This is a genomic window from Candidatus Saccharimonadaceae bacterium ML1 (assembly GCA_030253535.1).
GTDB lineage: Bacteria > Patescibacteriota > Saccharimonadia > Saccharimonadales > Saccharimonadaceae > Saccharimonas > Saccharimonas epibionticum.
The window spans coordinates 133,097-150,069 of sequence record CP124550.1 but is presented as its reverse complement, the minus strand read 5'-3'; the positions used below and the strand labels follow the sequence as shown (position 1 = coordinate 150,069).

The 16,973-nt window shown below is 46.6% G+C and carries 9 protein-coding genes, 3 tRNA genes, 1 rRNA gene and 1 other RNA gene; 3 read left to right on the top strand and 11 right to left on the bottom strand.

The window, feature by feature from the left end; translation table 11 throughout:
- Window positions 1-309: 309 nt before the first annotated feature.
- From SEML1_RS00765 to SEML1_RS00755, 3 genes are all read right to left on the bottom strand, one after another.
- Window positions 310-386, bottom strand: a tRNA-Val gene (locus SEML1_RS00765).
- Between the two features lie 24 nt (window positions 387-410).
- A tRNA-Ile gene (locus SEML1_RS00760) sits at window positions 411-487 on the bottom strand.
- A gap of 9 nt (window positions 488-496) precedes the next feature.
- A tRNA-Ala gene (locus SEML1_RS00755) sits at window positions 497-573 on the bottom strand.
- Window positions 574-649: 76 nt separating this feature from the next.
- Here SEML1_RS00755 and SEML1_RS00750 point away from each other — a divergent pair.
- Window positions 650-889, top strand: a complete 240-nt coding sequence (locus SEML1_RS00750) for a hypothetical protein (RefSeq protein WP_376754155.1) — start codon at window positions 650-652, stop codon at window positions 887-889.
- 232 nt (window positions 890-1,121) lie between these two features.
- On the opposite strand, the gene SEML1_RS00745 is transcribed toward SEML1_RS00750, so the two are convergent.
- The 4 genes from SEML1_RS00745 to gyrB form a co-directional block, all read right to left on the bottom strand.
- Window positions 1,122-2,597, bottom strand: a 16S ribosomal RNA gene (locus SEML1_RS00745).
- 185 nt (window positions 2,598-2,782) lie between these two features.
- The gene (locus tag SEML1_RS00740) at window positions 2,783-3,211 is read right to left on the bottom strand and encodes a divergent PAP2 family protein (RefSeq protein ID WP_376754154.1); all 429 of its coding nucleotides are present in this window, start codon (window positions 3,209-3,211) and stop codon (window positions 2,783-2,785) included.
- Window positions 3,212-3,219: 8 nt separating this feature from the next.
- On the bottom strand, window positions 3,220-5,760 hold the full coding sequence (gyrA, locus tag SEML1_RS00735) for a DNA gyrase subunit A (protein ID WP_376754153.1): 2,541 nt from the start codon (window positions 5,758-5,760) through the stop codon (window positions 3,220-3,222).
- A 1-nt stretch (window position 5,761) separates the two neighbouring features.
- The gene (gene gyrB / locus SEML1_RS00730; protein WP_376754152.1) at window positions 5,762-7,756 is read right to left on the bottom strand and encodes a DNA topoisomerase (ATP-hydrolyzing) subunit B; all 1,995 of its coding nucleotides are present in this window, start codon (window positions 7,754-7,756) and stop codon (window positions 5,762-5,764) included.
- Window positions 7,757-7,920: 164 nt separating this feature from the next.
- Here gyrB and SEML1_RS00725 point away from each other — a divergent pair, with 164 nt between their 5' ends.
- Window positions 7,921-9,528, top strand: a complete 1,608-nt coding sequence (locus SEML1_RS00725) for a hypothetical protein (protein ID WP_376754151.1) — start codon at window positions 7,921-7,923, stop codon at window positions 9,526-9,528.
- Between the two features lie 27 nt (window positions 9,529-9,555).
- Window positions 9,556-10,137, top strand: a complete 582-nt coding sequence (locus tag SEML1_RS00720) for a hypothetical protein (RefSeq protein ID WP_376754150.1) — start codon at window positions 9,556-9,558, stop codon at window positions 10,135-10,137.
- A gap of 120 nt (window positions 10,138-10,257) precedes the next feature.
- On the opposite strand, the gene SEML1_RS00715 is transcribed toward SEML1_RS00720, so the two are convergent.
- The 4 genes from SEML1_RS00715 to ssrA all read right to left on the bottom strand — a co-directional run bounded on the left by SEML1_RS00715 (window position 10,258) and on the right by ssrA (window position 16,949).
- The gene (locus SEML1_RS00715; protein ID WP_376754149.1) at window positions 10,258-13,317 is read right to left on the bottom strand and encodes a TraM recognition domain-containing protein; all 3,060 of its coding nucleotides are present in this window, start codon (window positions 13,315-13,317) and stop codon (window positions 10,258-10,260) included.
- Window positions 13,318-13,329: 12 nt separating this feature from the next.
- Window positions 13,330-13,749: a hypothetical protein gene (locus SEML1_RS00710; protein WP_376754148.1), complete on the bottom strand. Its 420-nt coding sequence runs from the start codon at window positions 13,747-13,749 to the stop codon at window positions 13,330-13,332.
- 53 nt (window positions 13,750-13,802) lie between these two features.
- Window positions 13,803-14,180, bottom strand: a complete 378-nt coding sequence (locus tag SEML1_RS00705) for a hypothetical protein (protein WP_376754147.1) — start codon at window positions 14,178-14,180, stop codon at window positions 13,803-13,805.
- Window positions 14,181-16,552: 2,372 nt separating this feature from the next.
- Window positions 16,553-16,949, bottom strand: a transfer-messenger RNA (tmRNA) gene (gene ssrA, locus SEML1_RS00700).
- Window positions 16,950-16,973 lie beyond the last annotated feature (24 nt).

Sequence of the window (16,973 nt, the reverse complement as noted above, 5' to 3'; positions counted from 1 at the left end):
TGTGCTCCTCCCGTCATACTTGAGCGCACATTTACCAGCGTCATAACAACCGGCGCACGTACAATCTACGTTCAAGCTGTGGTGGTTTTCCAACTTCATCCATCGTAGCATTTAGATAGCTGTTTGTCTATAGTTTCTACTGGAAAAAGTTGTTGTAATTTTGACTTACCAAAACACCTCTCCACGATTTGATTCGTCAACCGCCAGAGGTTCTTATAGCTAAGAACATTCGCCTATATACATATATAGTACCAGACGGGATGCTTTTGTGTCAATAAAACCCCGCTAACTTTTGCGAGGCAGTTTGTATGGTGGGCGCTGAGGGGCTCGAACCCCCGACCCCCTCGGTGTAAACGAGGTGCTCTAGCCAACTGAGCTAAGCGCCCATACGGTGTATGATAATCAGTTCATGGTGGGCGATGAGGGACTTGAACCTCCGACCTCGTCATTATCAGTGACGCGCTCTAACCAGCTGAGCTAATCGCCCATGATCCTATGGTGGAGATACAGGGACTCAAACCCTGGACCCCCTGCTTGCAAAGCAGGTGCTCTAATCAACTGAGCTATATCCCCGTAAAATATTTAATGTACATGAACTTTAATTATTTTACTCTATGCAGACTACGATATCAAGTGGTATACTAAAAATATGACATATACATTTAGCTGGACATCATTTATTATCGGTTTCATGATTTTGTGCGCGGGCGGTGCAGTCACGCTATGGCACAGGCAGCTCGCCGATATGTTTGGCGGGGGCGTTGGCAGCTATAGCCGTTACCAACTGTGCGGGTTGATTACATGCGGCGTCGGGATTGTCGTTATGGTCAACTTGCACGAGCTGCTTCTAGTCGCGTTCTTCAGTTTGTTCTTCGGCGGTAATAGATAAGATCTGTCCTGGCGTTCATACAAATAAAATAAGAGGTCATCTAGAACCTCTTATTTTATTATTTACTATTCTAACAACTTAATTGTACAATAATCTATCAGACTTTTCGAGATTTTTCGTAAGCTTTGTCTCGCCCTAAAGGGCTATAGTAAACACATAAGCTTAGTATGTTTACGAGACCGACCTAGCTCTGGTAATGATTTCTCAACTACCAGGCATCGTTACTCCCTAGAAAGGAGGTAATCCATCCGCACCTTCCGGTACGGATACCTTGTTACGACTTAACCCCAATCATGCCCCCCACCTTAGGCCGACGAATCGGACTTCGGGTGTTGGTCACTTTCATGGTTTGACGGGCGGTGTGTACAAGACCCGGGAACGTATTCACCGCAACTTGCTGATTTGCGATTACTAGCGATTCCGACTTCATGGAGGCGAGTTTCAGCCTCCAATCCGAACTGGGACTAGCTTTGGTGCGATTTGCTTCACCTCGCGGCTTCGCTGCGCATTGTACTAGCCATTGTATCGTGTTTCTAGCCCAGGACGTAAGGGAAATACTGACCTGACATCATCCCCTCCTTCCTCTCCGTTACCGAAGCAGTCTGTCTAGAAAAATACAACTAGACACAAGGGTTGCGCTCGTTGATGGACTTAACCAAACATCTCACGACACGAGCTGACGACGGCCATGCATCACCTGTCACAGGGTTCCAAAAGGCACAGTCCACTTTCGCAGACCTTCCCTGGATGTCAAGCCCTGGTAAGGTTCTTCGTTTAGCATCGAATTAAAGAACACGATCCACCGCTTGTGCGGGTCCCCGTCAATTCCTTTATGTTTTAGCCTTGCGGCCGTACTCCACAGGCGGGATACTTAACGCGTTAGCTTCGCTACTGAAGGGGTCGATACCTCCAACAGCCAGTATCCATCGTTTACGGCGTGGACTACCCGGGTATCTAATCCGGTTCGCTCCCCACGCTTTCGTGCCTTAGCGTCAGAAATGGTCCAGTCACCTGCCTACGCCATCGGTGTTCCTTCTTATATCTACGGATTTCACTCCTACACAAGAAATTCCAGTGACCTCTACCACTCTCGAGTTGTACAGTTTGAATAATAGCCTGTATGGTTGAGCCATCAGATTTCACTATTCACTTATACAACCGCCTACGCAACTCTTTACGCCCAGTCACTCCGGATAACGCTCGGATCCTACGTATGACCGCGGCTGCTGGCACGTAGTTAGCCGATCCTTATTCATAAGTTACCGTCATATTCCTCACTTATAAAAGCAGTTTACAACCCGAAGGCCTTCGTCCTGCACGCGGCGTTGCTCCATCAGGCTTTCGCCCATTGTGGAAGATTCCTCACTGCTGCCTCCCGTAGGAGTCTGGACCGTGTCTCAGTTCCAGTCTGGCTGGTCATCCTCTCAGACCAGCTACGGATCGTCGGCTTGGTGAGCCATTACCTCACCAACTACCTAATCCGACGCGGGCCGCTCCCAAAGCGGATAAATCCTTTGATCCGAAGATAATATGCGGTATTAGCTACCCTTTCGGGCAGTTATTCCTCACTTTGGGGCACGTTCCCACGCGTTACTCAGCCGTCCGCCGCTCGCCGACAGGGTGCAAGCACCCTTCGCTGCCGCTCGACTTGCATGTGTTAGGCACGCCGCCAGCGTTCATCCTGAGCCAGGATCAAACTCTCCATAAAAGATGTTTCATTGATTTGAAACGTCTATCTTACTCAAAAATAGACTGACGATGATTATTGCACAATTAAATTGTTAAATAGCACTACGCCTAACTACATAATAGAACTACAGTTTCTTCCATCTCGCAACTAGACTGTCCATCATTGTAGCGCGATTTTTTTAGCAAGTCAACACTGTTTTTTGGCTATTTTGTAGTGTAAAATACAACAATACCGGCAAGCATACCAATACACACACCGACAATCACTTCAAGCGGCGTATGTCCATCCGCTACATGAGGTTCTTTTACTGCTATATTTGACTCTTTCAAGATGTGCTTAATAACCGCTCCTTGCTCACCAACCGAATGGCGCACCATCATAGCATCATACATAACAACAAGCGCCAGAACCACTGCGAGACCAAATAGCCCGCTATCAACGCCATCTCGCAGCGCGATAAGTGTCGCAATTGACACAACCGTTGCGCTGTGTGCGCTTGGCATATTACCGGACAAATACAGCCGATCAAACACCTGCAGACTGTGCGCTTTTACCGCTGCCGTAATATATTTAGCGCCTTGAGCAATAATCCATCCAACAGCAACCGCTACTAAATATGGAGATATCGTCATATTACACGCTAGCCTTCGTCTTCTCCTGAATCGCGCATAATACCGATTGACGATACGCTATCATCGTCGCTAAGCCGCATCACACGCACGCCTTGCGTTGTACGCCCCAGCGTTGGTATGTCGCCCAGCCCGACACGAATCGTTTGCCCGCCCTGGCTGATAATAATCGCTTCAACCGCGTCTGATTCAAGCGTTTGCACAGTAACGATCGGACCAGTTTTTGCTGTAACTGTCGCTGCCTTAATGCCAACGCCGCCACGCTTATGACTCGGGAAATTCGCTACTTTCGTAATTTTTCCATAGCCATTTGCGCTCAAGACCAGGAGCGTTTGATCTGCTGATGTTACAACATCCATGCCAACTACGCTATCATTTGGACGCAGCCGCACGCCGCGCACGCCGCGCGCCGCTCGCCCCATTGGTCGGCACTCTTCTTCGTTAAACCGCACCGCTTGACCGGCAGATGTTGATATAATAACATCACTTTTACCGTCAGTCTGTTTAATCCAGCGCAGTTCATCGCCATCATCTAGATTTATCGCGATCAACCCGTTTGTTCGAATATTTGCGTAGTCAGAAACTGCTGTCTTTTTTACAGTACCCTTAGTTGTCGCCATGAACAAATAGCCATCACTTCCCGCATCTTTCGCGAGGTTAATGATTGATGTAATTTTCTCTTCAGGCTGCAATTGAAGCAGGTTAACCGCTGCAACGCCTTTAGCCGCAAGACTCGCTGCCGGCACCTCATACGCCTTGAGGCGGAACACGCGGCCTTTATTCGTGAAGAACAGCAGCCAATCGTGCGTACTGGCCGGCACAAGCTGATCAATAACATCTTCCTCTTTTGTCGTCATGCCGCGTTTACCCTTACCACCGCGGTTTTGGCGGCGATAGTCGCTCGCGAGTGTCCGCTTAATGTAATTTTCTGTTGTTACCAATACAACAGTATCCTCTTCTGGGATTAATTCCTCATCACTGAACTTACCAACTTCTGTGTTGATAATTTTACTACGACGCTCATCACCATATTTCTCTTTAATCTCAAGAAGTTCTTCTTTAATAATGCGCAAAATTTCATTCTCATCCGCTAAGACTTTTTCGAAATATGCAATTTTCTTACGCAGTTCAGCCAGCTCATTCTCAATCGCTTCGCGCTCTAGGCCTGTCAAACGACGCAGTTGCATCGCAAGAATTGCCTTTGCTTGAATAACGCTCAAACCAAATTTCTCAATCAACGCCTTTTCAGCCTCATCTTGTGTCTTGCTGGCGCGAATCGTTCGAATTACTTCATCAATATGATCAAGCGCAATTTTGTAGCCCTCTAAAATATGCGCCCGCTCTTTTGCCTTGCGCAGTTCATATTCCGTACGCCGCCGCACCACTTTTTGGCGATGCTTGATAAATTCATGCAGGATATCATGCAGACCAAGCACTCGCGGCTGCAATGCCACTGGATTCGTACCCGTCTCAACAAGCGCTAGCATATTGTAATGGAAATTCGTCTGTAACGCCGTTAGTTTATAGAGCTGATTTAATACTTTCTTTGGATATGCATCCTTTTTTAGCTCAATCACTACGCGAACGCTACCACGCGCCGATTCGTCGCGCAGATCGCTGATTGTCGTGAGTTTCTTGTCATGTACTAGATCAGCAATTTTTTCAATAAGCGTCGCCTTGTTAACACCGTAAGGCATCTCTGTTACGATAATTTGATGGCGTCCGCGCTTTGCTTCCTCAATATTTGCCACTGCACGAATCGTCACGCTGCCGCGACCGGTCGCATACGCCTGGCGCATTGGCGCACCGCCATACACAACCGCCCCTGTTGGAAAGTCAGGACCCTTAATATACTTCATTAAGTCGTCAAGCGTTGCCTCTGGATTATCAATTAACGCTACCGTTGCGTCAACGATCTCGCCGAGGTTGTGTGTCGGAATGTTTGTTGCCATACCAACAGCAATGCCAACTTGCCCGTTAAGCAGCAGATTTGGCAACTTCGCTGGCAATACAACAGGCTCTTGATGCGTCGCGTCGTATGTATCGCGAAAATCAACCGTTTCTTTGTCAATATCCGCCAAAAGCGCCTCGGACACACGCGTCATTTTTGCTTCAGTGTAACGCATTGCAGCCGGCGGATCCCCATCCATAGAGCCAAAGTTACCCTGGCCTTGCACAAGCGGATAGCGCCCAACCCAATCCTGCGCCATACGCACCATTGCATCATAGATCGACGAGTCGCCATGCGGATGATATTTACCCATCACTTCACCGACGATCTGAGCGCTCTTAACTGTCTTTGAGGCCGGACCAATGCCCATTTTATCCATCACATACACGATACGACGATGCACCGGCTTCATGCCGTCGCGCACGTCAGGCAGCGCACGATCAACGATGACCGACATTGAATACCGCAGGAAATTGTCTTCCATGACATCTTCAACGGTACGAATTTCAACAGTCTTTGAATGGCTATGGTCAGTCTGCGTCAGCACCTCGCCCTCTACCGGTTTATGTTCTTGTTGCTGCATTGCACTATCTTCGTTCATATTAGACATCCAATTCCTCAAGACTCATTTTCTTTGCATTTGCTTGAATAAAGTTTTTGCGCACCTCGACCTCATTACCCATCAGTTTAGTAAAAATCGCATCAGCACGCTCTGCATCTTCAAGCCGAACCTGCACCAAAACACGATTTTCCGGGTTCATTGTTGTTTCCCATAACTGATCAGCATCCATCTCACCAAGACCTTTGTAGCGTTGTAACGACGACTCGCTCAACCCTGCTTGTCGAACGAGCGGCTCGCTCGGATCAATCGCGACGCCTTTTTCTTTGCGAGCAGCAATCAATTCCTGATACTTCGCATCAAGCGCTTCCTCATTATACAAATACTCCTGTTTATGCTGCGATAGCTTCAACTTAAATAATGGCGGCTTTGCGAGATAGATATAACCACCTTCAACGACCGGACGCATATACCGGAAGAAGAATGTCATAAGCAGCGTCGCGATATGGCTACCGTCAACGTCAGCGTCGGTCATAATCACAACACGATGATAACGCAAGCCGCGCATGTCAAACGCATCGCCAATACCGACACCCATGCCCTTTATCAAGCTTAGTATCTCGCGATTTGCATACATTTTATCAAGACGAGCCCGTTCAGTGTTCAGAACCTTGCCTCGCAGCGGCAAAATCGCCTGCGTACGACTATCGCGCCCCGTCTTCGCCGAGCCGCCAGCCGAATCACCCTCAACGATATAGAGCTCGCACTCAGCTGGATTCTTACTTGAACAGTCTGCTAACTTACCAGGTAGACTAGCGCCATCAAGCGCACCTTTGCGAATCACGTTATCGCGTGCGGCTCGGGCTGCTTTGCGCGCTCGGGCTGCAAGCAACGCTTTATTGACAATTTTCTTCGCAACCGCTGGATTCTCTTCCAGAAAATACGCAAAGTATTCATTCATCACCTGTTCGACATACCGCCGCACCTCTGGATTACCAAGCTTATTTTTCGTCTGGCCTTCGAACTGCGGATCGGGCAGCTTCACTAAAATCACCGCCGTCAAACCTTCGCGAATATCATCGCCAGATAAATTATCTTCCTTTTCTTTTAGCAGATTGTTTTTACGCGCATAATCGTTTATAACGCGCGTGAGCGCCGACCGAAAACCAGCTAAATGCGTACCGCCATCTGGAGTTAACACGTTATTTGCGAACGGTTTCACTGTCTCAACGTAGGAATCATTATACTGAATTGCTACTTCAACCATTGAATCGTCAACCTGCTTTTCAACGTAGAAAATTTCGTTACCAAGAACATCCTTGCCGACGTTGAGGTTCTTCACATAACTGCGAATGCCCCCCTCAAAATAAAACGCTTGGCGCTCTTTGGTGCGCTCATCATAAACCGTTACATACACGCCTTTTGTCAGATAGGCCTGATGGCGAAGATAACTCACGACCCATCTATAGTCAAATTTCGTCGTTTCTTTGAATATTTCAGGATCGGGATAAAACGTAATCCGCGTGCCGCGCGTCCAATTCTCGTCTGTCAAACGGCTTTTCTTAAACGGCACGACTGTTTTGCCCCGCTCAAATTCAATTCGATATATTGAACCGTTTTTTGCGACTTCAGCGATCATTCGGCTCGACAAAGCATTCACCACGCTTGAGCCAACACCATGCAATCCAGACGAAACCTTATAACCGCCGCCGCCAAACTTACCGCCAGCATGTAGCACAGTCAATACTGTCTCAAGCGTACTCAAACCAGTTTTCGGATGCTTATCTACCGGGATACCGCGCCCGTCATCGGTAATCGTAATACCACCATCTTCAAGGATTCGCACGTCAACACGTGTGCCGTGACCAGCAATTGCTTCGTCTATAGAGTTGTCGGCAATTTCTTTAATCAAATGATGAACACCGTCGTAACCCGTGCTTCCAATGTACATGCCTGGGCGCTTGCGAACCGGGTCAAGACCTTCAAGGACCTGAATTTGCGAACCATCATAAGAACCGTCGTCTTTTTGTTTAGCCATATGGAATCTCCCTCGCTTACTGTCAACTCAGATTATTCATTTCTACACCGATTATACCATAAAAAAAATTGTTCATTCAAGTTATTGCTATCTATAAACGCATATGCTAAACTAATAGTCAAAAGAGATTTATCTCGGAAATTTTAACACAAAAAGGTTGCACTATGTTTAGAAAGCTCGTATCAAACCTTTCATTTAGCCCTGCACTCGTCGGACAACTAGGGTTTTATGCTAAGCGTCTGAGAAAAGAAGAGACAACACGCCGCCTTGGGCTTATATTCACCGCCCTTGCGCTTATTGTCCAGTCATTTACAATGCTTCAAGCGCCAGAACCAGCAAGCGCAGCCGATGCGACTGACATGGTATACGGCGGCACTCACACGCCAAGCGCCGTCATGTCCAGCTACGACCAGAACGTCAACAACATTCGCGATCTGTATACCGCTATTGGCATTTCTCGCGCCGACATCCAACGGGCAACTGGTAATTTAGAATATCACCGCAGCAGCGAAGGGTTGTATTCCTGGGGCATGAAGCCTGTTTTTGGTGCTTCAAGCGGCGAAGGAAGTTATACCGTGAAAACGAGCGGTGGCACGCGTACATTTTATTACCGACCACAACGACTTTGGGGAAATAGCGGTTCTTATTCTGCCTACGTCGGGCGGTCCTCGTCAACTGGCTTATGGTTCGGCATTATGCGCTCGTGCGGCAACTTAATCACGTTTACTATCCCGCCGCGACCAGCGTGCCCTCCAGGTCAAGTGGGAACCTATCCTAACTGTTCAACGCCACCTAAAAACCCAACCTCAACGTGCTCAGCACTTGACATCAAAAAGAACGGAGATACCTATCAATTCACTGGCAGCGGGATTGTTACGGATGGCGCAACGATTTCAAAGTATATATTCCAGGTATATCGCGATAACACACTGGTTAAGACGATAGAGAGTAGTTCAAGTGTCGCAACTTATACGGAGAAAACCCCCGGCAGTTACTCGGTCAAATTAACAATCAAGACATCACTTGGCGATAGAACGAGTGCTGGGTGTACCAAAGGCTTTACAATCGCCCCGCCAGCAAAGTGCCCGCAGAACCCAGCCCTACTCAAAACAGACCCAAACTGCCAGCCATGTCCCGGTGACTCAACGATTTGGATCAACGATGCAAAATGTAATGCTGAAATTATTCAAACCAAGACCGCACAAAATACGTCACAGAACAACACCGATGCCACAACGATTGCAGCAAAGGCCACTGATCAGATTGTATACAAAATTAACGTCACCAACAAAGGGCTAAAAGCGACAGAATATACGATCAAGGAGGATCTAGCCGACGTTTTGCAATATGCAAGCTTAGAAAACACCGGTGGCGGCACGCTTACAGACGACAATTCATCGGACGGAATCGCGACAAAAACACTGCTGACATGGCCAAAAGTAACATTGAAACCAGGCGAAACACAAACGCGCATATTTAGCGTAAAACTCGCGAGCACGATCGCTGCAAAAGGCGCTGGCACAGGCAACCCAAATTCCTACGACTGCGTCATGACAAACACGTTCGGAAACACTGTCAATATCAACGTCGATTGCCCTGTCCAAAAGAAAGTTGAGTCAGTTGTCGCCCAGCTGCCGCATACTGGTCCCAACGAGAACATCGCATTCGCAGCAATTATATTCGCCGTCGTTACATTCTTCTACGCACGCTCGCGTCAGCTGAAAAAAGAAGTACGCTTAATACGCCGCGACTTTAATACTGGCACAATTTAACACATATTCAGAACAAGGGGGTGGTATATGAACAACGAAAAGTTACCAGGATCAACCGAAAAAAGAGAGTCATTAAACGGGTTACGCGAGCTCGCCGCCGAGCAGCACGAAGCTACGAGCGAGAACCGTGAACGAGAATCGACTCGTGAAAGTAAAGCAGAAAGGCTTGAAAACGCGCGCCGCGAGACGCTTGAGGCTGTTGCAAAAGCCGAAAAAGAGAATCGCAAAGAGACAGAGCAGAGCGAACCATCACCAGCCGAACGACGTAAAGGACCAATCTCTAAACAGGAACGGGAAAAAGCGTTCGCAAAAACGATGGACGAAGTGCAATCTCACATGTCAGCGCCAAGTCGCACCTTCAGCAAAATTATTCATAACAAAGCCGTCGAAAAGACTAGCGAAGTTGTCGGTAATTCTGTTGCGCGACCAAACGCTATTTTGTCAGGAGCCGTTTGCTCGTTCGTTCTCGTGCTCATCACCTATCTCGTAGCGCGCGCATACGGTTACCAATTATCAGGCACTGAAACGATTGCTGCTTTTGGTCTTGGGTGGGTCGTCGGGCTCGTCTACGACTATTTCCGGCTACTCATTATTGGTAAAGATAGGTAGGGTGCCAGACTAAAAATCCTAGGAAATTATCTTTCGCAAGGTAGACTGATTCTATAGTTGCGCTTTTTCGTCTTCTATCCTTAAAAACTCTTACAGGTTTACTGCCTTTACATCGGTAAACTACCGCAATTTTATCGTCACTTCATCGTCCTGGCGGGATGATATTGCGTCTATACGCCCATCAGACGACCGCTGCAATGGTTGTTGTGGCGACGATACTGTCATCCCAGCTTGCGACACAGGGGGCGGCGTGACAGTATTGAAATTGTCTCGTAAGCTAGCGGTATCTGACGTAGGCATTAGACTACTCGCCGGTTGCGATAGAGAGGCTGGCGGCTGATTTACCAACCCGGGACGCGGCATTTGCTGCGGAGGTATATTACTATTGCCATATTGAGTCGCCGACTGGTTAGTAGACGGAGAGCCGCTCACTCCCGAAGTTGTACCTGATTGGAATGGATTACTCATTGCCCCAGAAGCGGCCGCTGGAGACGGACTCACTGGCGAAGCGACCGGCTGTGGCGACATCATTTTGCCCGCAGCACTCGCAGCGCTCGCTACCGGTGAGCGCCCGCTCCCTCCTGTCATCTGCTTACGCTTGGCAAGCCACTCGTCTAAAAATGACGAGCCGCCAGACTTTGGCGCGCCAACACCACCAGGCTTCGCCCCAGCGGATGAAACCATACCTGCTCTTCCCGTCTTCGGTCCGGACTGCGCAGCATCTGCTGTTTTGAGCCGCTCGAAGATTTCTCGTTCCACCTGCGCACGCGGATGTCCGTATTTCACTGCAGACAACCGCTTCAGCGCATCACCAAGCTGCTGATTGCTCTGCCCCATGGGCGGAACCCAGCTCATACTAAACGGCGCCGAAGGCACACCTTCTATCTGCGCCACGCAAACCGACTCAAAATTCGGCAACTTCGTCAAATCTTCCGCATCAAACACCGGAGTATAGCGCTTTACCATAATCTCCGCGTCGGTAATACCAATACGCCCAGTGATCGTCGTACCAACGTTACCCAAAATTGCCTCACGCAAGCTTTCCTGCAACTGCGTCATAAACTGATTGCCAAGTACCAAGCTCAACCGATACTTACGCGCTTCGCTAAGGATCGTTTCAAAACTATCGGTCGCGAAGTTCTGGAACTCGTCGACATACAACGTAAAATCTTTGCGCTCTTCCTCTGGTATATTTGCGCGGGCCATCGCCGCCGCCTGAAATTTCATCACAAAAATAATACCAAGGAGTTTCGAGTTCAAATCTCCCATTTTTCCTTTTGACAAGTTTGCGAGCAAAATTTTACGATTATTCATAATATCCGCAAAATTAAATCCGCTCTTCTTTTGCCCGATAATATTTCGCATCGCATCATTAGAGATAAATGGCCCAAATTTTGATACGACCCAGCTAATAACTTCACCCGCTTCGCTTGACCGCTGCGACGCCGGGAACTCTTTCGTCCAGAAGTCAAGCACTTGTTGGTCGGTAACATACTTCAGCTTACTCTTCATAAATGCATCATCGATAAGCAATTTTGGAATATCAATAAACGTACCACCGCCCGGATCGCTCATCAGTAGCAACGCGCAGTTTCGGAATATATGTTCAAGACGTGGACCAACGATTCCCGTATGTCCAGGGTCATACAGTCCATATAGCATCCCAATCGCCTCCTGCACCAAAAAGTCTTTTTGGTCGGGGTGGTCAAACTCAAACATATTCAATCCGATCGGATTATCCATGTCACTTGGGTTAAAATAAACAACATCCTCAACGCGTTCCTTCGGCACTTTGCTTAAGAGTGCCTCTGCTGAGTCACCGTGCGGATCAACGAACGCAAAGCCACGGCCATCTAGCATATCTTGATATGCCAAATTCTCTTGCAATACAGACTTTCCAACACCAGTCTGACCAATCACATGTATATGACGGCGACGGTCTTTATCACTCAAACGAATCGGCTTTTTCACGCCGCGAAACTCGTTATAGCCAAGCAATAGCCCCGTCTCCATGACTTGCGTCGGACCATCAACCTGCTTGCTCATCTGCCGCTTCACTTGCGATGTAGGTATACTGTTTTGATCCGGCAGATGAAAAAGCGTTGCCAGCTCTACACTGTTCAATATATTCTGGTTAACCTGTTGCGGAAAGAACCTAAAGATAAACGATGAGGTTAGCTCTTCAATATTCTTTGATAGGTTAAATTTAAAGCCATTAAACGTTGGCGAGTCAAACAATGCAAACGCTGCAACAATATTTTTCAAAACACCCTGCGAACGTGCCGCTGTATTCGACGACACGACCACGCGAACCAAAACCTCATAGCCAGGGTACCGCGTTTTTTCTTGAATAGCCTCAACCGTTGCCTGCTCAACTGCATTTAATTGCTTATTCTCTTCGCCGGGACCTTTATTGCCGTCAGTCGATCCAGTCGGTGGTTTCCATAGCGCCTCCATCAATTCGTTTGGCGAGAAAAACGAACCAAGCGGAGACTTCTTGCCATTCTGTTTATCTTTAATAATTTTCTCAGCCATTGACACAGCGACCTTCGACCAGTTGTCGCGCGCTGGGCGAATCAAAAATTGCAGCCCAATGCCATCTTCACGTCCTGCTGCCGAAATCGCATTCAGCAAAGCACGCGACGCATCACGCTTCGACTCCATATAAGTTGCAATCGGATATGAGTAATGCTTCTTAAGCGTAAATTCACCGCCAATCGTCCCGCTCATCTTTCCCACTTTACTAAACACCGAGTGCTCCGTTACCTCTTCAAGTCGCGCTGATGGATATGCCGCTGCCACCGCCTGGCGCACAACGCTCGTAAGGACCGTTGGTACGACAGCGTAATAATACACAAGTCCGTCGCGCGCCACGATTTCAAACGATAAATGACGCTGACCATAGATTCGGCTCTTAAATCCTTTCGTAGCAGTACTCGCAATAATGTTATACATCACTTGCGCCTGCGACAACACCTCTTCGGTCAAGTCGCGCTTGTCGCGATTTTCACCTGCAATGTCGTCGCTCGCCGGTGGCAGATGAATTAAAATCGGCACCATCTTCAATCCGCGCTCGTAATTCTTTGCTTCACGCAATGTGCCGCGATACACGAAAAATATAACTGTTGCACCAGCCGCAATCAATGCCGCTGTAACAAAAAGTACTATTAGTGCGCCCACTCTGCCCCCATACTAATCTTCCGCCTGCCCTATCACTCGCCCATAGCGCTGCCTGATATACTCTATTTGCAGCTTACTTATTTCGTACTCGCGCCGATATGGATCATCTTTCGTCTCAGCTAGAATCTTCTTCGCTTTATCAACCCATTCCTTCTCAATCAGATCGTCATCGTTCGCTAGCATAACCGTCGTATCGTCCACAGCGCCCGCATTATTATCCGACTGCGCAGACAATACCGGAGTAGGAAGCGCAGGAGCTGCTGCCATCGCAGCTTGAACTGCTTCCGCCCGAACAGACCCAATCTCACGGCGATTTTCAACACCGCTCTGCGCCACTTCAGGAGAATTTTGCGCCGCACCCGCCTCATATTGAGACGCTGTCGGCTGAATTTCGCCAGTTGGCGCTAATTGTTCCTGCTGCCTAGGTTCCATATCTGTTAAATTATACCATAAGAGCAACCAATATTACTAGCGCTTACAAAGGTTTACTGCTGTTTATAAACATAGAATATTGCCACCGTCTCAAACACAACAACGAGTATAATTTCATACAACTTCAGCCCGCCGATAGATTGCACGGCCACAAGAATAATCGGCGAGAACGCCAAAACACTCCCGTATGCGATTGACCGAGAGAAAAGAGTGCTAGTGTGATCATTCAATTTGCCCTTACTGATACGCACGACAGCAAGCCGTACGCCATATAGCAAAAATGTCAACGCTCCACATACCGACACGTATAAAAGTAGAAATACCAACAATATAATCAATGGGCTTGAATGCGAAGGAGTAGACGACTGCATGATGGCGAGAACCCCGACGATTGAACAAACCGTCATAAAAGCTACTATGCGTTTCAACATAATATTATGATACCACCGCCCTTAAAGGCATATAAGCAGTTTCGCGAAAAAAACGAAACACCTTTCTAAACAACTATTAGGGTCGCCGCTAGCTGCTTATAGCCTAATTGACCGCTCGCGTGACGCGAGCATCTAGTCTTGCGATTGCGAGTCTATTATCTACGCACCTGATTCTCGCCGACGATCGCTTCGTCAAGGATTTATCAGGTGCGCAGCGCTCAAGCTTTCGCGCGCTACAACGCCAAGGATGCATATCCCGGCGGAGCTTAGGTGGTATCACGTATCGTATAAAATACGAACTTTATTTTATGAAAAATTTCTTCACAGAACGTTCATAAAATAGCATCTGTGCTGCCACCTAGTTTCCGTCGCACAACGTAACTTTCACAAGGTGTTGTATTTTTAAATTGTTAATGTTTGTCGCTTTTTTGTTTTTGTCAAAGCTATGTTTCAATATTAGCACAAACAACGCCATACGTCAATATATTCGGTATTAAATTCGTAGATATATTTACTATGTTGTATTATATTCATCAATATTACCCCTGTTTTGTGTTATTTGTATTAGATTAACCTACATATAGCTAAATTAACAACAATAAGAAAATTTCTGTCGTTTATTCAACCATTTTACACTACTTAGAGAGATATTTGTTTATTTTACAACGAAACATTTTACTTCTACTAGCAGGTATCATGCTTATTTTAGTAGAACAAAAAGCAGAGTCGTAAGGCGTCAAGGTTGGTGACGCTCCTATATATTTTTAAGAAAATAATCGATCAAACAAAGAACGATCAACTCACACAACTTTGCCATATTATGTCCAATAAATATGGAATTTAGTTCGAGTTCACATCCATCTGTGCCGGTCCTTAGCCCTTGCGCGACCCGATGAGCTTGCATGCCATAGATCCTAGCTACATTAAGACATGCCTTAATAATAAACGTCTATCAAAAACTAGTGCACACGCGACGCGACCTATTCTTCAGCAAAGCGCACAAGACGGATTGCATTCTATGTTGATTTATTTTCGTACACAACAATATCGCTACTATATACAAATCAAAAAAAACATTAGCGCCACGTACGCTGTACATTGAAGCGAAAACACTCATATTTATGCGGCAAAAACACAGTCTGTTTTGCTGCATCCGCAGATGTCGTTTTTATGTCTAATATTAAGCAGATCGTTCGTAGAGTCAACCTACTGCTCGGCAACTACTAAAACGTATCCGTTTCGAAAAAATGATGCAATAGTCCTCATTGAGTCAATTGAAGTTTTCGTTGCAACTTGCCCCAGGAGCGTCCGGACGAAGCGAAGTAGGTATTTTCGCCGATATCTTTTTTTAAGATTTTATAGCCTTATTTATAGTCGTTCACTTCAAAGCCATTATCTCTAACATGATGCTTCGGCTTCAAATACTTTGATAGACGAGCAAGGACGCGTTTATCATTCTCTCTTCTCTCTTTGATGACTTTTTATACAAAACCCCAATCCGACCACCCCTCTCTCAGCAAACATGACCAGGTAACCGCTATAGCTTTTCTCGCACAGCGTCCCTCCCAATAGCCATACGCTAGGTGCTGATCTGGCTGTTTCTGGGATATTTACTTATCCAACGTTCTCCCCTAATACCTCCTAGTTGATCCCCTCTGCCCTCCTGGTTTGTTCTGGACTTACAGTCTTGTTGAATATATAGTAGTAGCCTTTTAGCTTTGATGTTATTGAGTTTGCGATATTACCATACTTTGAAGACAAGCTTTTCTGATATAGCAGGCGTGGTTACGATAAAAGTTTAAACATAGACTGCTACTCTACTTAAACTTTTCCAGATTAATTTTACTAAGCATTTCCGAGTAGTATAAGCATGAGTCAGTGAACTCCTCTATATTAGATTATTGTCTCAAACGACAGAATACCGAGAGGATCCTATAGATTTTCATCGTACAAAAATAGGTGTCGCTTTTTGAATATGAAATCAAGAAACTATCATTTTTGGTACACAATCAATCCAATCCTCAAACCTATAGCACAACCGAGATGCTAACATTTTTCTCATTATGAAGATAGGTATCAGTTAATTATCACTGTCGCCGTCCTCGCCCCGCCCTAGAAATAAAGTTTCAAAATCACACCAAGAACAGCTGCTATAATTTGTGGTATTTTTTACTTGATTAAATTCCAAAAAGTTATTGACACAAGCACTTTTCCGTCATATTATAGGGGTAGTTCTTGAGCAAAAAAATTGTGCAAGAACCAAAAATAAACATATTTCCGAAAACTCCACGATAAAACAACCACTACTCGCAGGTGGTTGTTTTTAATTCCACGCAATAAAAAATACGACCCAATTGGTCGCTAATCTTACATGGTGGAGCTGCCGGGTACCGCCCCCGGGTCCATTTGGTAACACGCTGTTCGTCTACGCACATAGTTTGGTTTTTACAATAACCACAGTAGCTGCCCGGAAGCCAAACAAACATACAACTACTACGAGCTGAAAAATTTAAATTCACCGCACTCAAGCGGATGCGTATGAATCGATCTTGCAGAATATGACACACTTAGTTTCTAGCAAGCATCGGAACTAAGCATGGCTGCAGTATATTACGCAGCAAGCGCAAAAGCAGTTTGCTTCGGCATCAATGATGCGACAAATGCTTTTGCTTTCTTTGCAAATGTTGCAATTACTAATTCTGATTACGTCAGAAATCGGTACGCAAAACAGCCTGTTAAAGTCCAAATGTCGAACGCTATATCAGCCCCGCGTTTGTCCTATTATACCACTAT

What these genes read in the sequence shown, in the direction of transcription:
- SEML1_RS00725 (WP_376754151.1), top strand. Translation starts at nt 7,921, where the DNA reads ATGTTTAGAAAGCTCGTATCAAACCTTTCATTTAGCCCTGCACTCGTC.
- SEML1_RS00740 (WP_376754154.1), bottom strand. Translation starts at nt 3,211, where the DNA reads ATGACGATATCTCCATATTTAGTAGCGGTTGCTGTTGGATGGATTATT.
- SEML1_RS00705 (WP_376754147.1), bottom strand. Translation starts at nt 14,180, where the DNA reads ATGTTGAAACGCATAGTAGCTTTTATGACGGTTTGTTCAATCGTCGGG.
- SEML1_RS00750 (WP_376754155.1), top strand. Translation starts at nt 650, where the DNA reads ATGACATATACATTTAGCTGGACATCATTTATTATCGGTTTCATGATT.
- SEML1_RS00710 (WP_376754148.1), bottom strand. Translation starts at nt 13,749, where the DNA reads ATGGAACCTAGGCAGCAGGAACAATTAGCGCCAACTGGCGAAATTCAG.
- SEML1_RS00720 (WP_376754150.1), top strand. Translation starts at nt 9,556, where the DNA reads ATGAACAACGAAAAGTTACCAGGATCAACCGAAAAAAGAGAGTCATTA.
- gyrA (WP_376754153.1), bottom strand. Translation starts at nt 5,760, where the DNA reads ATGAACGAAGATAGTGCAATGCAGCAACAAGAACATAAACCGGTAGAG.
- gyrB (WP_376754152.1), bottom strand. Translation starts at nt 7,756, where the DNA reads ATGGCTAAACAAAAAGACGACGGTTCTTATGATGGTTCGCAAATTCAG.